Raw genomic sequence first — 19,215 nt, 5'->3', positions numbered from 1 at the left:
CCGATTCGCCCGAACATTCAACTGACCGTACGTCAGCTCGACATCGCCACAGACAAGCGCGACCGCATCCGGCGTCGCCGCCACCTGCACCGCGAGCATCTCCGGCAGGCTCGTGGCGGCAGTCCCACTCTCGGCGGCGGGCAGCAGCTCGCGGTGCTCCTCGTCGGACAGCAGGTCGACCCCGCCGATCGGCCGGTCCGGAGCGGCCGCGACCGCGGCCAGCAGTCTGGTCCACCGGACGAAGAGGGTCTCCACCGTCGAGCGGTCGAACAGGTCGGCGCTGTACTCGACCGCACCGCTCAGGCCGGCCGGCGCGCCGTCGGACCCGTGCTGCTCCGCCAGCCCGAAGGTCAGGTCGAGCCGGGAGGTCCCGGTGGGCACGGCCATCCCGGTGGCCCTCAAGCCGGGCAGGTCGAAGTCGCCCCCCGGCGCGTTCTGTACGACCAGTCCGGTCTGGAACAGCGGGTGGTGGGACAGCGACCGGGACGGGTTCAGCACCTCCACCAGGTGCTCGAACGGCACATCCTGATGCGCGAACGCCGACAGCGACGTCTCCCGCACCCGCCCCAACAACTCGGCGAAACTCGGATCACCGCTCGTGTCCGTGCGCAGCACCAGCGTGTTCACGAAGAACCCGACCAGATCATCCAGCGCCTCGTCCGTGCGCCCCGCGATCGGACTGCCGATCGGGATGTCCGTCCCCGCACCCAACCGCGTGTACAACGCGGCAAGGCCCGCCTGAAGCACCATGAACAGACTGGTGCCGGTGCGCCGCGCCAACTCCAACAGAGCCACATGCAGTTCGGCTTCGATCCGGACGTCCAGCAGGTCGCCGCGGTACGACATGGCGGCCGGACGCCGCCGGTCGACCGGCAAATGCACCTGGTCGGGCAGCCCGGCCAGCGCCTCGGTCCAGTAGGCGACCTGGCGCGCGAACACACTGTCCGTGTCGTGTTCGTCGCCGAGCACCTCGTGCTGCCACAGGGTGTAGTCGCCGTACGTCACCGGCAGCGGAGACCATTGGGGCGTCCCACCGCCCCGCCGGGCGGCGTAGGCCGCGGCGAGGTCGCGGGCCAGCGGACCCATGGACCAGCCGTCACCGGCGATGTGGTGCATCACCACCAGCAGCACATGCTCCTGCGGTGCGAGCGCGAACAGCTCTGCCCGCAACGGCAGTTCCGACGTCAGGTCGAATGCCCGCACCGCCGCCTCGCGCAGCAGGGCAGGAACCTCCGCCTCGCCGACCGCGCGCACCGCCAGCGGGACGGCGGCCTCGGCGGCGTCGAGCACCCGCTGGTGCGGAACGTCGGCGGTGAGCGGGAAGACCGTGCGCAGGGTCTCGTGCCGGGCCACCACATCGGCGAGCGCGGCACTCAGCGCGGCCTGGTCGAGGCCGCCGGACAGCCGCAGGGCGAGCGGCATGTGGTAGGTGGCGCTCGGCGTCCCGAACTGCTGGAGGAACCAGAGCCGGCGCTGCGCGAACGACAGCGGCATGGGCTCGCGGCGGGGCTGGGGAACCAGGGCCTGCCGCGCGGTGCCGGCGTCGGGCAGCCCGGCCGCGAGCCCGGCGGGCGTCGGCGTCCGGAACAGGCTGCGCAGCTCCAGCTCGACCCCGAGCGACGCCCGGACCCGCGAGACCAGCCGGGTGGCGAGCAGGGAGTGCCCGCCCAGGTCGAAGAAGTCGTCGTCGACCCCGACCCGCGACGCGCCCAGCACCTCGGCGAACAACTCGCACAGGATCTGCTCCTGCGGCGTGCGCGGCGCGCGGCTACTTTCGGCCGTACCCGGCTCGGGCGCGGGCAGTGCCGCCCGGTCCAGCTTTCCGTTCGCCGTCAGCGGTAGCGCGTCCAGCAGCACGAACACCGACGGCACCAGGTAGTCCGGCACCCGGTCGCGCAGGTAAGCCGCCAGCGCCGCAGCCGTCGCCCCGGACCCGGTCGTGGGCACCACGTACGCGACGATCCGGCTCTCGCCCGGCTGGTCGACCCGGGCGAGCACCGCAACCTGGGCGACACCCGGATGCGCGGCCAACTCGGCCTCGATCTCGCCCGGCTCGACCCGGAACCCGCGGACCTTCACCTGGTGGTCCGTGCGGCCGCCGAACTCCAGCTCGCCGTCGGCACGCCAGCGGACCAGGTCACCGGTGCGGTACATCCGCCCACCGGCCGGACCGTACGGGTTGGCGACGAACCGCGTGGCGGTGAGCCCGGGCCGGTTCAGGTAGCCGCGGGCGAGTCCCGTACCGGCGAGGTACAGCTCGCCCGGCACCCCGGGGGCGACCGGCCGCAGGGCCGAATCCAGCACATACGCCTGGCAGTTGGCGATCGGGCGGCCGATCGGCACCGTCAGTGGGCAGTCGGCGGGGTCGGCCGGCAACGGGTAGGCGGTGATCACGTGGGTTTCGGCGGGGCCGTAGTGGTTGTGCAGCACCCGGCCCGGTACCCGGGCCTGGAGGCGGCGCACGGCACCGCCCAGCCGCATCGCCTCGCCGGCCTGCGCGATCAGCCGCAGGTTCGGCAGCTCAAGGCCGGCCTCCTCGGCGGCCTCGGCCAGCGCCTCGACCACCAGATTGGGCGCGAACAGCTCCTCGACCGCGTGCCGGTCCAGCCAGCGGGCGAACAGCTCGGCGCTGCGGCGCTGTTCCTCGGTCGGCACCACAAGAGTCTTGCCGTACAGCAGCGCCGAGAGCATCTCCTGCACCGAGACGTCGAAGCTGATCGCGGTGAACTGCGCGGTACGCGTGCCAGGTTCACCACCGATGGCCCCGTGGTGCCACGCAAGCAGGTTCAGCAGCCCGGCGGCGGGCATCACCACGGCCTTGGGCCGGCCGGTGGAGCCCGAGGTGTAGATGACGTAGGCCGGGTGCCGCGTGTCCACTGCGACGGTCGGATCGTGCTCCGGCTGCTCCTCGGCCGGTGTGACGGCCGCGAGGTCGTCGAGCACCACAGCCGGTCGCGCGTCCTCCAGCATGTACGCGATGCGGGCGGCCGGGTAGTCCGGGTCGATCGGCAGGTACGCCGCGCCCGTCTTGAGGACCGCGAGGACGGCGACCACCAGCTCTGGGGAGCGTGGCAGTCGCAGGGCGACGACCTGCTCCGGTGCCACCCCGCGCGCGATGAGCGCGTGCGCCAGACGGTTGGCTCTGCGGTTCAGTTCGTGGTAGGTCAGCGAGGTGTCCTCGAACACCACCGCCGGGGCCTGCGGGGTCGCCCGGACCCAGGCCTCGAACAGGGACGGCAGGCCGGCGGCGGGAGCCGGGCACGCGGTGTCGTTGCGCACGACCAGCAGCTCGTGCCGTTCCTCGGCGGCAAGGACGTCGATCCGGCTCAGCGGCCGGTCCGGCTCGGCGACCACCGACGCCAGCAGGCGCAGCCACCGGGCGACCAGCGCCTCCACCGTGGCGTGGTCGAACAGGTCGGTGCTGTACTCGACCCTCCCGATGATGCCCTCGGCCGACCCGCCGGTGCCGCCGCGCTCCAGCAGGTGGATGGCGAGGTCGAACATCGCCGTGGGCGTCCGCACCAGTACGGTCTCGGCGCTCAGGCCGGGCAGGGCGAACTCGGTGCGGGGCACGTTCTGCAGCGCCAGCATGACCTGGAACAGGGGCTGGCGGGCGAGCGACCGGGCCGGGTTGAGGGCCTCGACGAGGTGCTCGAACGGCAGGTCCTGGTGCGCGTACGCGGCCAGTGCGTTCTCCCGGACCCGGCCCAGCAGCTCGGCGAAGGTCGGGTCGCCCGAGGTGTCGGTCCGCAGCACCAGGGTGTTGACGAAGAACCCGACGAGGTCGTCCAGGGCCTGGTCGGTCCGGCCCGCGATCAGGCTGCCGACCGGGATGTCCGTTCCCGCGCCGAGTTTGTCCAGCAGCGCCGCCAGCGCGGCCTGCAACACCATGTAGGCGCTGGCCCCGTGCTCCCGGCCCAGGCGGACCAGCCCGGCGTGCAGCTCGGCGTCCAGGTCGATCGCGAGGTGGCCGCCGGAGTAGGTGGGAGCGGACGGGCGGTGGCGGTCGGCAGGAAGCCGGATCTGTTCCGGCAGGTCCGCCAATGTGCGCGTCCAGTAGGCCGCCTGGCGGGCGAACAGGCTGTCCTGGTCGCCCGCGTCGCCGAGCAGCTGATGCTGCCACAGGGTGTAGTCGGCGTACTGGACGGGCAGCGGCACCCACTGCGGTTCCTCGCCCCGACAGCGCGCCGCGTACGCGGTGGCCAGGTCGGCCGACAACGGGCCCAGCGACCAGCCGTCACCGGCGATGTGGTGGACCACCACCAGCAGCAGGTGCTCGTCCGGCGCCGCCGCGAACAGCTCGGCGCGCAGCGGTGGTTCGGTGGCGAGGTCGAATCCGCGCGCCGCGGCCGCCGCCAGCAGCTCCGGCAGGTCCGTCTCGCCGGCCGGGGCGACCCGCAGCTTCGGCCGCACCGCCCCGGGGCCCAGCACCTGCTGGAACGGCACGCCGTCCGCCGCCGGGAAGATCGTGCGCAGGCTCTCGTGCCGGTCGACGACGTCGGCGAGCGCCTTCTCCAGAGCCACCCGGTCCAGCGGCCCGGAGAGCCGCCACGCCAGCGGCATGTTGTAGATCGGTCCGGCGCCCTCCAGCTGGTGCAGGAACCAGAGCCGCCGCTGCGCGGACGACAGCGGTACCCGCTCGGGCCGCTCCGCCCGGTCCAGGGCGGGCCTGGCTCGGTCGGCACCACCCAGAACGGCGGCCAGCCCAGCCACCGTCGGGGTTCGGAACAGGGTGTGCAGCGCCAGCTCGACGCCCAGGGCCGCCCGGACCCGGGCCACCAGCCGGGTGGCCAGCAGGGAGTGTCCCCCCAGGTCGAAGAAGTTGTCGTCGACGCCGACCTGCGTCAGGCCCAGGACCTCGGCGAACAGCTCGGCCAGCACCTGCTCCTGTGGGGTGCGCGGCGCCCTGCCGACCCGCGATCCGGTGAACTCCGGCTCGGGCAGGGCACGCCGGTCGAGCTTGCCGTTGGCCGTCAACGGCAGGGCGTCAAGGGCGACGAATGCGGCGGGCACCATGTAGTCCGGCAGCCACTCGCGGAGGTGAGTGCGCAGTTCCTCCGGCCGAAGCTCGGCGCCGGTGGCGGGCACCAGGTAGGCGACCAGGCGGGTGTCCTCCGCCTGGTCCTTCCGGGCGATCACCGCGACCTGGCCGACCTGCGGGTGTTCGGCCAGCGCTGTCTCGATCTCGCCGAGTTCGATCCGGAAGCCGCGCACCTTCACCTGGTCGTCGGCGCGGCCGAGGTACTCCAACTGGCCGTCAGCGCGTCGGCGCACCAGGTCGCCGGTGCGGTACATGCGTTCACCTGCCGTGCCGAACGGGCAGGCAACGAACCGCCCCGCGGAGAGCCCGGGCCGGTTCAGGTAGCCGCGCGCGAGCCCCGGGCCGGCGACGTACAGCTCCCCGGTCACGTCCGGTGGCACCAGGCCCAGCCGCTGGTCCAGCACATACGCCCGGAATCCGGCGACGGCACGGCCGATCGGCGGCACGCCCGACCCCGGCGACAGCGGCTCGCTCATCGTCGCGATGACCGTCGTCTCGGTCGGACCGTACGCGTTGACCATCTGCCGCCCTGGCGCCCATCGCACGACCAGCTCCGGCGGGCAGGCCTCACCCGCAACCGCCAACGTCGGCACGGCCACCGCGTCCGGCGACAGCGCCGCCAGCACGGACGGCGGCACCGTCGCATGGGTGAGAGCAAGGCTCGGGTCGGTCAGCGCAGAGACCGGCTCGGTCGCGGGTGCCGGCACAAGGGTGGCACCGGTGAGCAGGGCGCCGCACAGGTCCCACAGCGAGACGTCGAAGCTGGGCGAGGAGAACTGGAGCACCCGGCTGGCCGCGTCGATGCCGAGCCGCTCGACCTGCTCGGCCACCATTCCCCGCAGGCCCGCGTGGCTCACCACCACGCCCTTGGGCCGTCCGGTCGAGCCGGACGTATAGATCACGTACGCCGAGTGCCGGGCGTCCACCGCGACGGCAGGATCGGTATCAGGCCGCTCGGAGACGTCGGCCACCGTCGCCGGGTCGTCGACCACAACGGTCGGCCGTGCATCCTCCAGCATGAACGCGATCCGCGACTCCGGATACGCCGGATCCACCGGCAGATAGGCGGCTCCCGTCTTCAGGACGCCCAGGACGGCCACCACGAACTCCACCGACCGCGGCAATGCCACCGCCACGATCTGCTCCGCACCCACACCCCGCGCGATCAGCGCATGCGCGAACCGGTTCGCCCACGCATTCAGCTGACTGTACGTCAACTCCATGCCCTTGGAGGCCAGAGCAACGCCCTCGGGCGTCGCCGCCACCTGCGCCGCGAACATCTCCGGCAGGCTCGCGGCAACCGCCTCGCCCTCGACGGCGGGCAGCAGCTCGCAGCGCTCCTCGACGGACAGGAGATCGACGCGGCCGAGCCGCTGCTGCGGGTCGGCGACGGCCGCCCTCAGCAGCCGCATCCAGCGCGCGACCATCGTATCGACGGTGGCCGGATCGTACAGATCGCTCGCGAACTGGACGAACGCGTCGATCCCGTCCGGGGAGCCGTCTCCGGCGTGCCGCTCGGACAGCGAGAAGACCAGGTCGAACTTGGACGTGGTCGTGGTCGGCTCCACCTCGTCGACGCGCAGCCCGGGCGGAGCGAAGTCGGCCCGGGGCGCGTTCTGCAGCACCAGCATGACCTGGAACAGCGGGTGATGCGCCAGCGACCGCACCGGATTGAGGGCCTCCACGAGGTACTCGAACGGCAGGTCCTGGTTGGCGTACCCGGCCAGCGCGGTGTCCCGCACCCGGCCCAGCAGCTCGGCGAACGTCGGATCGCCCGAGGTGTCCGTACGGAACACCAGGGTGTCGACGAAGTAGCCGACCAGCTCGTCGAGTGCCTGGTCGGTCCGGCCGGCGACCGGGCTGCCGACCGGGATGTCGTCGCCCGCGCCGAGCTTGCTCAGCAGCGCCGCCAGCCCGGCTTGAAGCACCATGAACAGACTGGTCCCGTGCACACGGGCGAGCTCGCGCAGGCCGCGGTGCAGCTCCGCGTCCAGCCCGGCGTGCACGAGGCCGCCCCGGTGCGAGGCGACCGCCGGGCGGGGCCGGTCGCCGGGCAGCCGGAGCTGCTCCGGCAGATCGGCCAACTGCCTGGTCCAGTAGGCCGTCTGGCGGGCGAACAGGCTTTCCCGGTCGGTTGCGTCGCCGAGCAGCTCGTGCTGCCACAGGGTGTAGTCGGCGTACTGAACCGGCAACTCCGCCCACTGTGGCTCCTCGCTGCGGCGGCGCGCCGCGTAGGCGGCGGTCAGGTCCTGTGCGAACGGGCCCAGCGACCAGCCGTCACCCGCGATGTGGTGGAGCACCACCTGGAGCACGTGCTCGTCCGGCGCGAGCTCGAACAGACCGACGCGCAGCGGCAGATCGACCGCCAGGTCGAACGGTCGGGCGTTCGCGGTCGCCAGCACGTCCGGCAGCCCGGTCTCGGTGGTCCGGCTCACATCCAGCCGCGGGCGGCCCGCCGCGGCGTCCAGCACCTGCTGGTACGGCACGCCGTCCACCGCCGGGAAGACGGTGCGCAGGCTCTCGTGCCGGGCCACCACGTCCGCCAGGGCCGCTGCCAGGGCCCGCCGGTCCAGGTTCCCGGACAGCCGCCATGCCAGGGAGATGTGGTAGTTCGCGTCGGCACCCTCCAGCTGGTGCAGGAACCAGAGCCGCCGCTGCGCGAACGACAGCGGGATCCGTTCGGGACGCGGGTGGGGCACCAGGGCCGGCTGCGCCTGGCGGGCACCCGCCAGGGCGGAGGCCACGCCGGCCGGGGTCGGGGTCTCGAACAGGGTGCGCAGCTCCAGCTCCACTCCCAGGGTCGCGCGGACCCGGGCGGTCAGGCGGGTCGCCAGCAGCGAGTGCCCGCCCAGGTCGAAGAAGCTGTCCTCGACACCGGCCTCGGCCACCCCGAGGACCTCGGCGAACAGCTCGCACAGGATCTGCTCCTGCGGCGTGCGCGGCGCGCGGCCGGTGTTCGTCGGAGCGAGGTCGGGTGCGGGCAGCGCACGTCGGTCCAGCTTGCCGTTGGCGGTCAGCGGCAGGCTTTCCAGGGTGACGAACGCGGCCGGCACCATGTACTCCGGCAGCCGCTCCCGCAGGTGCTCGCGCAGTTCGGCCGAGCGCGGGGCGGCACCCGGGGCGGCCACCAGGTACGCGACCAGCCGGGTGTCGTCGGCCCGGTCCTGCCGCGCCAGAACGGTGACCTGGGTGACTCCGGGGTGCGCGGCGAGCGCCGCTTCGATCTCGCCGAGTTCGATCCGGAAGCCGCGGACCTTCACCTGGTCGTCGGCCCGGCCCACGAACCGCAGGCTGCCGTCCGCACACCGGCGCACGACGTCGCCGCTGCGGTACATGCGCGCACCGGCCGGCCCGATCGGGTCGGCCACGAAGCGCCCGGCGGTCAGACCGGGCCGGTTCAGGTACCCCCGGGCCAGCCCGGCGCCCGCGACGTACAGCTCGCCGGGCACGCCCGGGGGCACCGGCCGCAGGTGGGCGTCCAACACGTACGTACGCAGGTCCGGAATGGCCGCGCCGACCTGGCCGGCGGTGCCGGACCGGTCGAGCGCGGCGTAGGTCACGTGGACGGTGGTCTCGGTGATGCCGTACATGTTGACCAGCAGCGGCGCGTCGTCCGGGTGTCGCTCGTACCAGCTCGTCAGCCGGGTGTGCTCCAGCGCCTCGCCACCGAACACCACGGTGCGCAGGGCGAGCGAACGGCCGGTCTCCGGTGCCTCCTCGTCCGCTTGCATCAGCTGGTAGAAAGCGGACGGCGTCTGGTTGAGCACCGTCACCCGCTCACGGGCGAGGAGCTCCAGGAACCGGTGGGGCGAGCGGCTGGTCTCGTGGTCCACGACCACCAGACGGCCGCCGTACAGCAGCGGGCCCCACAGCTCCCACACCGAGAAGTCGAAGGCGTAGGAGTGGAAGAGGGTCCAGACGTCCTTGGCGGAGAAGTCGAACAGCTCCCGGGTGGTGCCGAACAGCCGCACCACGTTCCGGTGCGGGACCACGACGCCCTTGGGGTTGCCGGTGGACCCGGAGGTGTAGATGACGTAGGCGGGGTGGCCTGGATCGAGGGGGATCTCCGGGTCGGTGTCCGGCAGTCCGTCCAGGTCGGCGGCGTCCAGCAGGAGCCGTTCCACCGGGTCTGCGCCCGGCAGTTCACCGATGCCACCCGTCGTCACGAGCAACGACGGCCGGGCGTCCTGAAGCAGGTAGGCGATCCGGGCGGCCGGGTACTGCGGGTCCACCGGAACGTAGGCGGCTCCCGCCTTGAGGACCGCGAGGACCGCCACTACCAGCTCGGCCGAGCGCGGCAGGGCCAGCGCCACCAGCTGCTCCGGTCCCACGCCCCGGGCGATCAGGGCGTGCGCAAGCTGGTTGGCTCGAGCGTTCAACTCGCCATATGTCAGAGTGACTTCGCCGCTCACCACTGCGACCGCCGCCGGGTTCGCCCGTACCTGCTGCTCGAAGAGCGTGGTGATGCCGCTCTCCGGCAACTCTCCGCTCCGGTCGACGACGGCCGGCAGCAGCGCGCGGAGCTCGTCGGCGGACAGCACGTCCACTTGGCCGATCCGCCGACCGGGGGCGGCCACCACGGCGCGGAGCAGCCGCAGCCACCGATCGACGATCCCCTCCACGGTGGCTGCGTCGAACAGGTCGGTGCTGTACTCCACCAGGCCCGACAGCCCGTCCTCGTCGGGCTGTTCGGCCAGCATGAAGGTCAGGTCGCACTTGGCCGTCCCGGTGTGCACCAGGTCTGCTTCCACCCGCAGCCGCGGCAGGTCGAACGTGCCGAGCGGAGCGTTCTGCAACGCGAGCATGGTCTGGAACAGGGGGTGGTGTGCCAGCGACCGGGTCGGGTTCAACGCCTCTACGAGGTGCTCGAACGGCACGTCCTGGTGCGCGTACGCGGCCAGCGCGTCGGCGCGCACCCGGCCCAGCAGTTCGGTGAACGACGGGTCGCCGGAGAGGTCGGTACGCAGCACCAGGGTGTTGACGAAGAAGCCGACCAGGTCGTCCACGGCCTCGTCGGTGCGTCCGGCGATCGGCGTGCCGATCGGGACGTCGGTGCCCGCGCCGAGCTTGCCCAGCAGGGCGGCCAGCCCGGCCTGGAGCACCATGAAGAGGCTGGCCCCGCCGTCACGGGCGAGCGCGCGCAGGCCCTGGTGCAGTTCGGCGTCGATCCGCACCGGCAGATGGGCGCCCCGGTGGGACATCGCCGTCGGCCTGGGCCGGTCGAACGGCAGCTCGACCTGCTCGGGCAGGTCCGCCAACTGCTTCCGCCAGTAGACCAGTTGACCGCTCAGAAGGCTGTCCGGGTCAGTGCCTTCCCCGAGCAGCTCCCGCTGCCAGAGGGCGTAGTCGGCGTACTGGACCGGCAGCGGAGACCACTCCGGCTTCGCCCCCTCGGACCGGGCCGCGTAGGCGGTCGCCAGGTCCCGTGAGAGTGGTCCCATCGACCAGCCGTCACCGGCGATGTGATGCACCACCAGCAGCAGCACGTGCTCGTCGGTTCCCAGTTGGAACAGTTCGGCGTGCAGCGGCGGTCCCTCGGAGAGCTCGAAGCCGTGCCGGGCCGCCGCCACCAGCCGATCCGGCAGGTCGCCCTCGCCGACCTCGGTCACCCGCAGTCGCGGCCATGCCGCCTCGAGGTCCATCACCCGCTGGCACGGCTCCCCGTCGACCACGGGGAAGGCGGTGCGCAGGCTCTCGTGCCGCTCGACCACGTCCGCCAGAGCGGCTTCCAGGGCCCGCTGGTCCAGGTCGCCGGACAGCCGCAGCGCCAGCGGGATGTTGTATGTGGCGCTCGGGCCCTCCATGCGGTGCAGGAACCACAACCGGCGCTGCGCGAAGGACAGCGGGATCGCCTCGGGCCGCTCGCGCCGCCCCGGCGCCGGCCGCGCCCGGCCCGCGCCGTCCACCGCCGCCGCCAGTTCCGCCACCGTCGGTGCGTCGAACAGGTCACTCAGCCTCAGCTCCACGCCCAGCACCGACCGTGCCCTGGCGACCAGCCGGGTGGCCAGCAGCGAATGCCCGCCGAGGTCGAAGAAGCTGTCGTCCGGCCCGGCCACAGCCACCCCGAGCACCTCGGCGAACAGCCCGGCCAGTAGGTGTTCGGTCGCGGTGCGCGGTGCGCGGCCCGGGGCGGCCGAGGCTTGCTCGGGGGCCGGAAGGGCCCGTCGGTCGAGCTTCCGGTTCGGCGTCAGCGGCAGTGCGTCCAGCCTCACGAACGCGGTGGGCACCATGTACTCCGGCAGCTGCTCGCGCAGGTGCTCGCGCAGCGCGGGCACGGCCACCGTGGTGCCGGGTGCCGGAACGAAGTAGGCGACCAGCCGGGTGTCCTCTTCGGTACGCACCACAACGGCGGCCTGCGCGACCTGCGGGTGCTCGACAAGCACGGCCTCGATCTCGCCGAGTTCGATCCGGAATCCCCGGACCTTGACCTGGTCGTCGGTACGGCCGAGGAACTCCAGGTTCCCGTCCGAGCCCCACCGCACCAGGTCGCCGGTGCGGTACATCCGCGAGCCGGCCGGCCCGAACGGGTCGGCCACGAAACGCTCGGCGGTCAGACCCGGCCGGTTCAGGTAGCCCCGTGCCAGGCCTGCGCCGGCGATGTACAGCTCACCCGCCTCGCCCGTGGGCATCGGCCGCAGCGCGCCGTCCAGCACATGGAGCCGGGTGTTGCCGACCGGCCGGCCGATCACCGGGCGCCGGCTCGACTCCAGCGGCGCGACGACCGAGTTCACCGTGCACTCGGACGGCCCGTAGAGGTTCACGCAGGACACCCCGTCGGCCGCGCGCAGCCGCTCCCACAGCTGATCCGGGACGGCCTCCCCGCCTGCTGCGACCATCACGGGACACCGCGGATCGTCCAACATCCCCTGTGCGACCAGAACTTGGAGGTACGACGGGGTGGCCTCGACGAAGTCGAGGCGGCAGCGCCCGGCGTAGTCGACGAAGGCGTCCGGGTCGGTCCAGGTCGCCTGATCCAGGACGTGCAGCTCGTGGCCCGCGAACAGGCTGAGCAACTGGTTCCAGGACGCGTCGAACGAAACCGATGTGGTGAGGGCCACCCGGAGCCGGCGCCGTTCCACGAGCAGGGGCGGGTACAGTGCCCGCTGCTGGTCGGCGAACAGGTTGAGCAGGCTGCCGTACGTCGGCACCACGCCCTTGGGCCGCCCGGTGGAACCGGAGGTATAGATGATGTAGGCCGGGTGCTCCGGTTCCACAGCCACCTCAGGATCCGCTGCCGGGCAACCCGCCACCATGGCCGCGGTCTCCGGGGCGTCGAGCACCAGCCGCTCGGCGGAACCGGCCTCGGGCAACCGGTCGCGGGTGCGGGAGTCGGTCACCACCAGGACCGGCCGAGCGTCGTCGAGCATGTACCCGATCCGGGCGGCGGGGTACTCCGGATCGACCGGAACACAGGCGGCTCCGGCCTTGAGCACCGCAAGGATGGCCACCACCAGTTCCGCCGAGCGCGGCAGGGCCACCGCGACCAGCCGCTCCGGCCCGGCCCCGCAGGCGATCAGGGCATGCGCCAGCCGGTTCGCCCGCGCGTCCAGCTCCGCATACGTCAGCGACGCGTCCGGCCCCACCACCGCGACCGCGTCCGACGTCGCCCGCACCTGCGCCCGGAACACATCCGGCAGGCTCTCGGCGGAGGCCCGGGCCACCGGACCGGCGCCCAGCGCCAGCAGCTCACGCTCCTCGTCCGCGGCGAGCAGACCGATCCGGCCGACCGACTCCTGCGGGCCGCAGTGCGCGACGGTGTCCAGCAGCGTGATCAGCCGTCGTTGGTGGACGGCGAGTTCGTCGTCGCTCCAGGTCTGGGGCGCACCCTTGAGTTCGACCCGGAGTTCATTGTCTCCCCGTCGGCCCGTGACCCAGAGGGCCAGCCCGGTGGTCGGTTCCGGGAGCAGGTAGCGCAGCGTGGCGGGGTGCCCGGCGAAGCTCGGCGCGGAGTCGAAGACCAAGATGTTGACGACGAGTGGGTACGCCGCCCCGCGGGGACCGGGAACACCGAGGTCCCGGAACAGGTCCTCGCTGCGGTAACGCTGGTGCGCGAGGGCCGCGTCGGCCTCCCGTGCCGCCTCGGCGACCAAGTCGTGCCACCGCATGTCCGGTCGCATCGGCAGGCGCAGGGGCACCACGTTCGCCATCGTGCCGGGCGTGGACAGCAAGGCGCGTTCGGCCCCCTCGCGCCCGGTGACGGGAAGGCCGATCAGAACGTCCCGGTCCCCGGTGAGCCGGTGCGCGTAGAGAGCCGCCGCCGCAATCAGCAGGCGGGACCAGTGGACTTCGGTATGCGCTCCCCCCGCTCGCAGCGCGTCCACGCGGAGCACCGCCGGTTCCACCGAGGAACGCAGCCCGCTCCCGCCATCCGAAGCTCGGCCGGTGAACTGAGTGGGTTCCGGCCGGTCGGCGAACCGCTCCGTCCAGTACGACCGGTCGGAGGCGCACTGCCCCGAGGCGCGGTAGTCGGCCTCACTGCGGAGCAGGTCGTCCAGCGAACGGAGCGGCGACGGCGGAACCGGGCCGCCCGAGGCCAGCGCCGTGTACATCCGCGTGACCCGCCGCCGGACGAGGGAGAGGCCGAACCCGTCCATCACCAGGTGGTGGTGGTTCTGGTACAGGAGGTGGTGCACCGGCGAGAGGCTGATCAGTGCGAAGCTGAAGAGCGGATCGCGGGTGAGGTCCAGCGGACGCATCCGGTCCCGGGCCATCCATGCCAGGGCCGCCGCCCGGGGTTCGGGCTCCGAGCTCAGGTCGAGCCGGGTCGGTTCCCAGTCCCATGCCGCACGGACGACCTGGCGTGGCTCCTGCCCGTCGTGGACGAAGGTCACGTGCAGCGCATCGATCTCGTCGACGACCCGACGCAGCGCGGTCTCGACGAGCTCGGCGTCAACCGGGCCGTGGACCTCCAGGTATTCGCCGATGCGGTAGGCGTCGAGCGCTGTCCGCGCGCGCTGCTCGGCGAGCCAGATCTCACGCTGGGCCGCCGTCAGGGGAAAGGAGTCGCCATCGCGACGGGACATGGGGGTACCTCCAGGAGTGTGGGCAGGCGTGTGCGCAGGGCGCGCCGAGACGCGCCGACCGCGGTGACGTCACGCGGTCGGCGGTCGGATGGCGCGGCAGTTGCGGTCAGGCGGCGAGTTCGCCGGCCTGGAGCTGCCAGAGGGATGCGTAGAGTCCGTGCTGGGCGAGGAGTTCGTCGTGGGTACCCTGCTCGGCCACGACTCCGCCCTTGTCCATGACGTAGATCCGGTTGGCGTGGCGGACCGTGGAGAGCCGATGGGCGATGATCACCATGGTCCGGTCGGCCGCGAAGACGCGGAGCGTGCGCTGGATGGCGGCCTCGGTCTCGTTGTCCACGGCTGAGGTGGCTTCGTCGAGGACAACGACCGGCGCGTCCTTGAGGATCGCGCGCGCCAGCGCGATCCGCTGCCGCTGCCCGCCCGAGAGGGCGGCTCCGCGTTCGCCGATCACCGTGTCGTAGCCGTCCGGCAGCGTCGCGATGAAGGTGTGTGACTCGGCCATCATGGCCGCCTCGACCACGGCCTCGTCGGAGGCGCCGAAGCTGCCGTAGCGGATGTTGTCGGCGATGGTGCCGTCGAAGAGGAAGGGGTCCTGGGCGACGAACCCGATCGCGTGGCGCAGATCGTGCCGCGGCAAGTCGCGCACGTCCCGCCCGTCGAGCAGCACGCTGCCGAACTCCGCGTCCTGGAATCGCATCAGCAGCTTGGCGATCGTCGTCTTGCCGGAGCCGGTGGCGCCGACAAGGGCGGTGACCTGCCCGGCGGGGATGGTCAGCGAGAGGTCCTCCAGCGCCGGCGGCCGACCGGGGTAGGCGAAGGTCACGTTGTCGAGGACGATCTCCCCGTGCACCTTCTCGACGTCGAGCGGTTCGCTGGTGCCGTCGGTCTCGGCGGGCAGGGCGCGCAGCCGCTGGACCCGGTCGTAGGCGGTGATCGTGCGCTGGTACTGGTCGACGATGCCGCCGAGCCGGTTCATCCGCAGCAGCACCATCTGGGGCAGCCCGATCAGTGGACTGAACACCTCGAACGACAGGCTGCCGTTGAGCACCGACCGGCCGCCGATCAGCAGGGTGCCGGCCATCGAGCTGGTCGTGCAGACCCGGACGATCTCGGCGTGGCGGATCGTGCTCCGGTCGGTCTGCTGGTTGCTCTCCTGAGCCTCCCCGCTCAGCCGGTCGATGCGCTCGGCCTCGTAGTCCTCGGTGCAGAAGCTCTTGACGGTGGCGCCGGCTTCCAGCGTGTTCACCAGCTGGCTGTGCAGCCTGGCGCGGTGCTCGCCGGAGACGGCGTAGTCGGCCGCGACTTTGTCCTGGTAGCGGACCGACAGCCAGGCGATGACCGGGATGGGCAGGAACGCGATCCAGGCGATCTGCGGTGCCAGCAGCAGGAACAGCGGCACCAGGAGGACCAGGCTGGTGCCCAGTTGCAGGAGGTCGTTGGCCGAGGTGGCGAAGAAGGTGCCCAGCTGGCGGACGTCGTCCGTGAGCGCGCCGGCGATCCGGGTGGTCCGTTCGCCCTCCAGATGCCGCAGTTCGAGGTGCTGCACGTGAGCGTACGTCCGGTTGCGCCAGTCGTGCTCGATGTCCTGGCCGAGCTGGCGCCACCGGAGGTTCGAGGAGTACGAGAGGGCTGCCACGGCGGCACAGGCTGCTGCCACCAGCCCTGCCAAGCCCCATAGTTGCGCGGACGCGGTCGTCAGACCGAAGCGGACGAGCGGCGCGGCCTCGCCCTTGATGAGGACCAGCGCGGTCCAGCCGAGGAAGGTACCGAGGGCCATCTCCGAGACCTGACAGGCGACCGACAGCGCGGAGGCGCGGTAGAGATGCCGGCGGTGCGGCTCGACAATCTCCAGCAGGGGGTGTCGTTCAGCTCCTGTTCCGGGCAGGTCCCGGGTCACGTCGACCGTTCTGCGCCAGGCCGTCCGGACAACGGCCGCGGTCGCCGCCGCCACTCCGCCCAGCGCCACCAGCTGCTTGCTGAGCGCCGACCCGCGGATCAGGGCGATGCCGGCCGCCACCCCACCCCCGACGGCGAGCACGGGGCGCACAACGCCGCGATCCGCGCGCGGGGCGGGCTCGGCGACGGGCCGTGCCGGGGCCGGACGCCCCGCTCCGGCCGAGCCCTCCACGACCAGGGTGACGGCTCTGCGGACGAGCCGGCCAACGTCTGCGGCTTTCACCCGCGCATCGTGCCGGACCAGGACCCTGCCGGTGATCGGGCTGGCCTGCGCCTCGGTGATGCCGGGAAGGCGTCGCAGAGCCGCGGCAAGGACTTCGGCCGCCTGAGGCCGTCCGAGAACCAGCTTGACGTCCCAGCGCTGACGGCCCGGAATGACCGAACGCGGCCGCACGTCCAAATCCACGGAGCGATATCCGGCTGCGGCACCCAGCAGAGATGGCATGTGTACGATCACCTGTTTGTGAAGGTCGCAAAAATCGTCACCAGCACGACGGATCAATGCGAAAGAGCGGAATATCTGGGGAAATCGATGCGGCCGACAGATCCGCGGCGGACCGTCACTCGGGCGCATTTCTCCGAGCCCGGGTGGCGGCCGGGCCGCCGGACAAACCGTCAGCGCGACTTGCCAGCGCCGACGCTCGCGCGGATCTTCGGAGCCCTCGCCTCGCCCTCAGCCTTGGCGGCGGTCTCGTCCTTCGCGCCCTTCGGGGCGCTGCTCTCGGAGGCCTGCTGACCGTCACTCGAACGGGCTTCGACGTCACCGGCCGCGACCTGCGCCGCCACCATCTCGGCGGCCACCTCGGCCGCAAGGTCGTGGATGTTCTCTCCGGCCTCAAGGGTCGCCTTCTTCACCTCAACGGCGAGACCGACGGATGCCTTGACGACGCCGCGCATCAGCGGCTTGAGGAGACGCCTGGCCAGTGGAGCGGCGATGAGGCCGAACAGGAAGGGCGGTACTACGGGCGGCATGATGCTCCATCTTCGCTACGCATATGTATGACAGGGACCTCGGGCACTGCGCACACCGAAACAGTGCACAGATGCGCGGACGGAAGCACCCATTTCCAGAATTCGCTTTCCCTGCTGGGTCGAATTCCTCGTCGATGGGGTCCAGTACCCGCTCTTCCGCCACCGTAGTGGAGCCATGTGCATCGAGGCCAAATGATTTCGACCGGGTTCACTCATGTGAGTGCTCTTGATCTTCCCGAGCAACATCGATTGTTGTACGCACACTCACCGAACGTTCTATTGGACCGATTTTCCTACGTATTGATTACTACCGAGTTCGCATTCACCCGCCGCCGCAGGGCGGGAAACGGCAGCCCGCCCCCAAGCACGACTTCGTGGAGCCAGACATGGAGCTTCCCGGGCTCGGTGGTGTCCGATGGCAGCTTGAACCTCCAGCGGCAGTGAGTTCGGCAACCCCCAGGCGTACTGCGTAGAAGTCACGCTGAGCAACGGGGCCACGTCACGAGCAAGTGGACCTCTGCGGAGTAGATGAAGGCCGCGGACGCGCACATGAGTCCGTTGTTCCGTCAGATGCCGAAGAGCCCCGCCGGAGCAATCCGGCAGGGCTTCGCCGTCTTGCGCGCTCTCACACAGGTCTCACCAACTGTGCGGACTCCCCCGGACCGGGAGGCCCTGAACTGGCATTACGCACCTGTCCTGGATCGACTGGACGCCCTGAACGGTCGTTACGACCTGTGCCAGGTGGGACCTCAAAGCTCAAGGACAGTGGTCATCACCCCGCGCGGCCTGTCTCGCCATCCGTGACCGGATGCAGATGCCGTCGGAAGCATGGGCCCCTCCAGGGCGGCATGGGTGTCCATGCCGGCGGGCTGGGCGTCAGCGGTTCCCCACGCCAGCGCAGAAGCCCGGCCTGGGGTAATACGCACCACAAGCCCTCACGCTGCGGCCCGCCAACTCGGTACATTCCCCAGGCGTGCCATGACATGGTCGCGTCCGGCTTCGACCGCTTTATGGCGCCGGGTGGCAGCCAACCAGGAGTGGCGTTCATCGAAGTCGGCCACCAAGCAGCGCAGGGGGCGAAGGTCCATTCAAGCAATGACCCGGTCCGGGGAACATCAGCGATCATGATCCGGACCATTCTCGGGCCAGCGACCCCGCCCAAGTCTCGACGGGCGCTATTTGCGCTGGCCAGCGATGCGCTGCCGCTGTACCACCAGCAGACGAAGAATCTGCTGGTGTCCTACTCGCCGAAGAAGCTGGGCTTCTTCTAGACGCATGAAAAATGGCGCCTGACCTGGGTTTTCACCCGTCAGGCGCCTTTCGCTCAGTCCGCTCTCGACCGAGCCCGGCTTACGCGCTAACTCCCAATCCCTCCCACAGCTGTACCCCTCCTGACCAGTGCTTCCGGACCAGTCACGGACCAAACCCCCGGTTCAGCTCTCGAGTGCTTCACCTTGGCTGACGCGCTGCCACTCGTTCATGGACTGCTCGATGAGGCGGTTCGCCTGCTCTCGCAGGCCGTCGAGGAACTTGGCGTAGTGGTGGAAGAGAACCTCGATGCTCTGGCCGGCGCGGCGGGCGCATTCGGCCGGGTCCACTCCGGAGTAGAGCCAGAACGAGATCCCGGCGTGCCGGAGATCGTAAGGTCGCTTGGCCAGGCGAGAAGTGCGCTCGGTACGAGTCAGGGCGTGCTCCCGGACCCGCGCCCACGTGATGCCGTAGGCGGCAGCGTCCACGTAGTTGCCTGCCTGGTTCCGGAAGAGTCGACCGTCAGGTGCCATGTCGAACCGTTTGACATGGGCACGCGGCATGCGTACGAATTGCGGCGGGATGGGAACAGGCCGCGTCGCGCTTGCCGCGCGACGCTTGAGCGAGTGCACCTCGTGCGTCGTCGGTCCATTCCTTGCCAGACGTGACAACCCCGCCGGAGAGGTTGAGCATCCCCCATCCAGTCTTCGGCAAGTGGCATTGATCGATCCGAAGATGGGTGACCTCAGAGGGCATTTGATTTAGGTAGATCGCCTCGTATGCCCTGGTAGGTGCCTCGCCAGGTGGGTGTGGTCCCGTCCGCTATGCGTTTGGCGAGGTTGTCGATCGAGGCGATGTGGATCACGGCTTCGGAACTGGCGGGAAGTGTCTCGTAGTCGCGGGCCAGGCGTCGGCGCAGCATGATCCAGCCGAGACTACGCCCTAGATAGGTACGAAAGACATGAAAGCCCTGCG

The 19,215-nt window shown here is 71.1% G+C and carries 5 protein-coding genes and 1 pseudogene; 1 reads left to right on the top strand and 5 read right to left on the bottom strand.

The features are described 5' to 3' along the window. The 3 genes from ACIPEK_RS39730 to ACIPEK_RS39720 form a co-directional block, all read right to left on the bottom strand. A partial coding sequence (locus ACIPEK_RS39730) for an amino acid adenylation domain-containing protein (RefSeq protein WP_402006819.1) occupies positions 1 to 14,064 on the bottom strand: 14,064 nt, incomplete at its 3' end. Between the two features lie 106 nt (positions 14,065 to 14,170). Beyond that, positions 14,171 to 16,465, bottom strand: a complete 2,295-nt coding sequence (locus ACIPEK_RS39725) for an ATP-binding cassette domain-containing protein (RefSeq protein WP_402006817.1) — start codon at positions 16,463 to 16,465, stop codon at positions 14,171 to 14,173. Positions 16,466 to 16,635: 170 nt separating this feature from the next. Next, on the bottom strand, positions 16,636 to 16,992 hold the full coding sequence (locus ACIPEK_RS39720) for a DUF5132 domain-containing protein (RefSeq protein WP_402006814.1): 357 nt from the start codon (positions 16,990 to 16,992) through the stop codon (positions 16,636 to 16,638). Positions 16,993 to 17,975: 983 nt separating this feature from the next. Here ACIPEK_RS39720 and ACIPEK_RS39715 point away from each other — a divergent pair. Beyond that, positions 17,976 to 18,263 (top strand): hypothetical protein, encoded by a 288-nt coding sequence (locus ACIPEK_RS39715; protein WP_402006811.1) that lies wholly within the window; start codon positions 17,976 to 17,978, stop codon positions 18,261 to 18,263. A gap of 162 nt (positions 18,264 to 18,425) precedes the next feature. On the opposite strand, the gene ACIPEK_RS39710 is transcribed toward ACIPEK_RS39715, so the two are convergent. Further along, on the bottom strand, positions 18,426 to 18,773 hold the full coding sequence (locus ACIPEK_RS39710; protein ID WP_402006808.1) for a hypothetical protein: 348 nt from the start codon (positions 18,771 to 18,773) through the stop codon (positions 18,426 to 18,428). 212 nt (positions 18,774 to 18,985) lie between these two features. After that, positions 18,986 to 19,213: pseudogene (locus tag ACIPEK_RS39705) on the bottom strand (hypothetical protein); the annotation flags it as partial. Positions 19,214 to 19,215 lie beyond the last annotated feature (2 nt).

This window comes from Streptomyces sp. NPDC088246 (assembly GCF_044741025.1).
In the GTDB taxonomy this organism is placed as follows: domain Bacteria; phylum Actinomycetota; class Actinomycetes; order Streptomycetales; family Streptomycetaceae; genus Streptomyces.
Note: the sequence above shows the minus strand (reverse complement) of the source record. Positions and strands in the feature narration are given on the sequence as shown.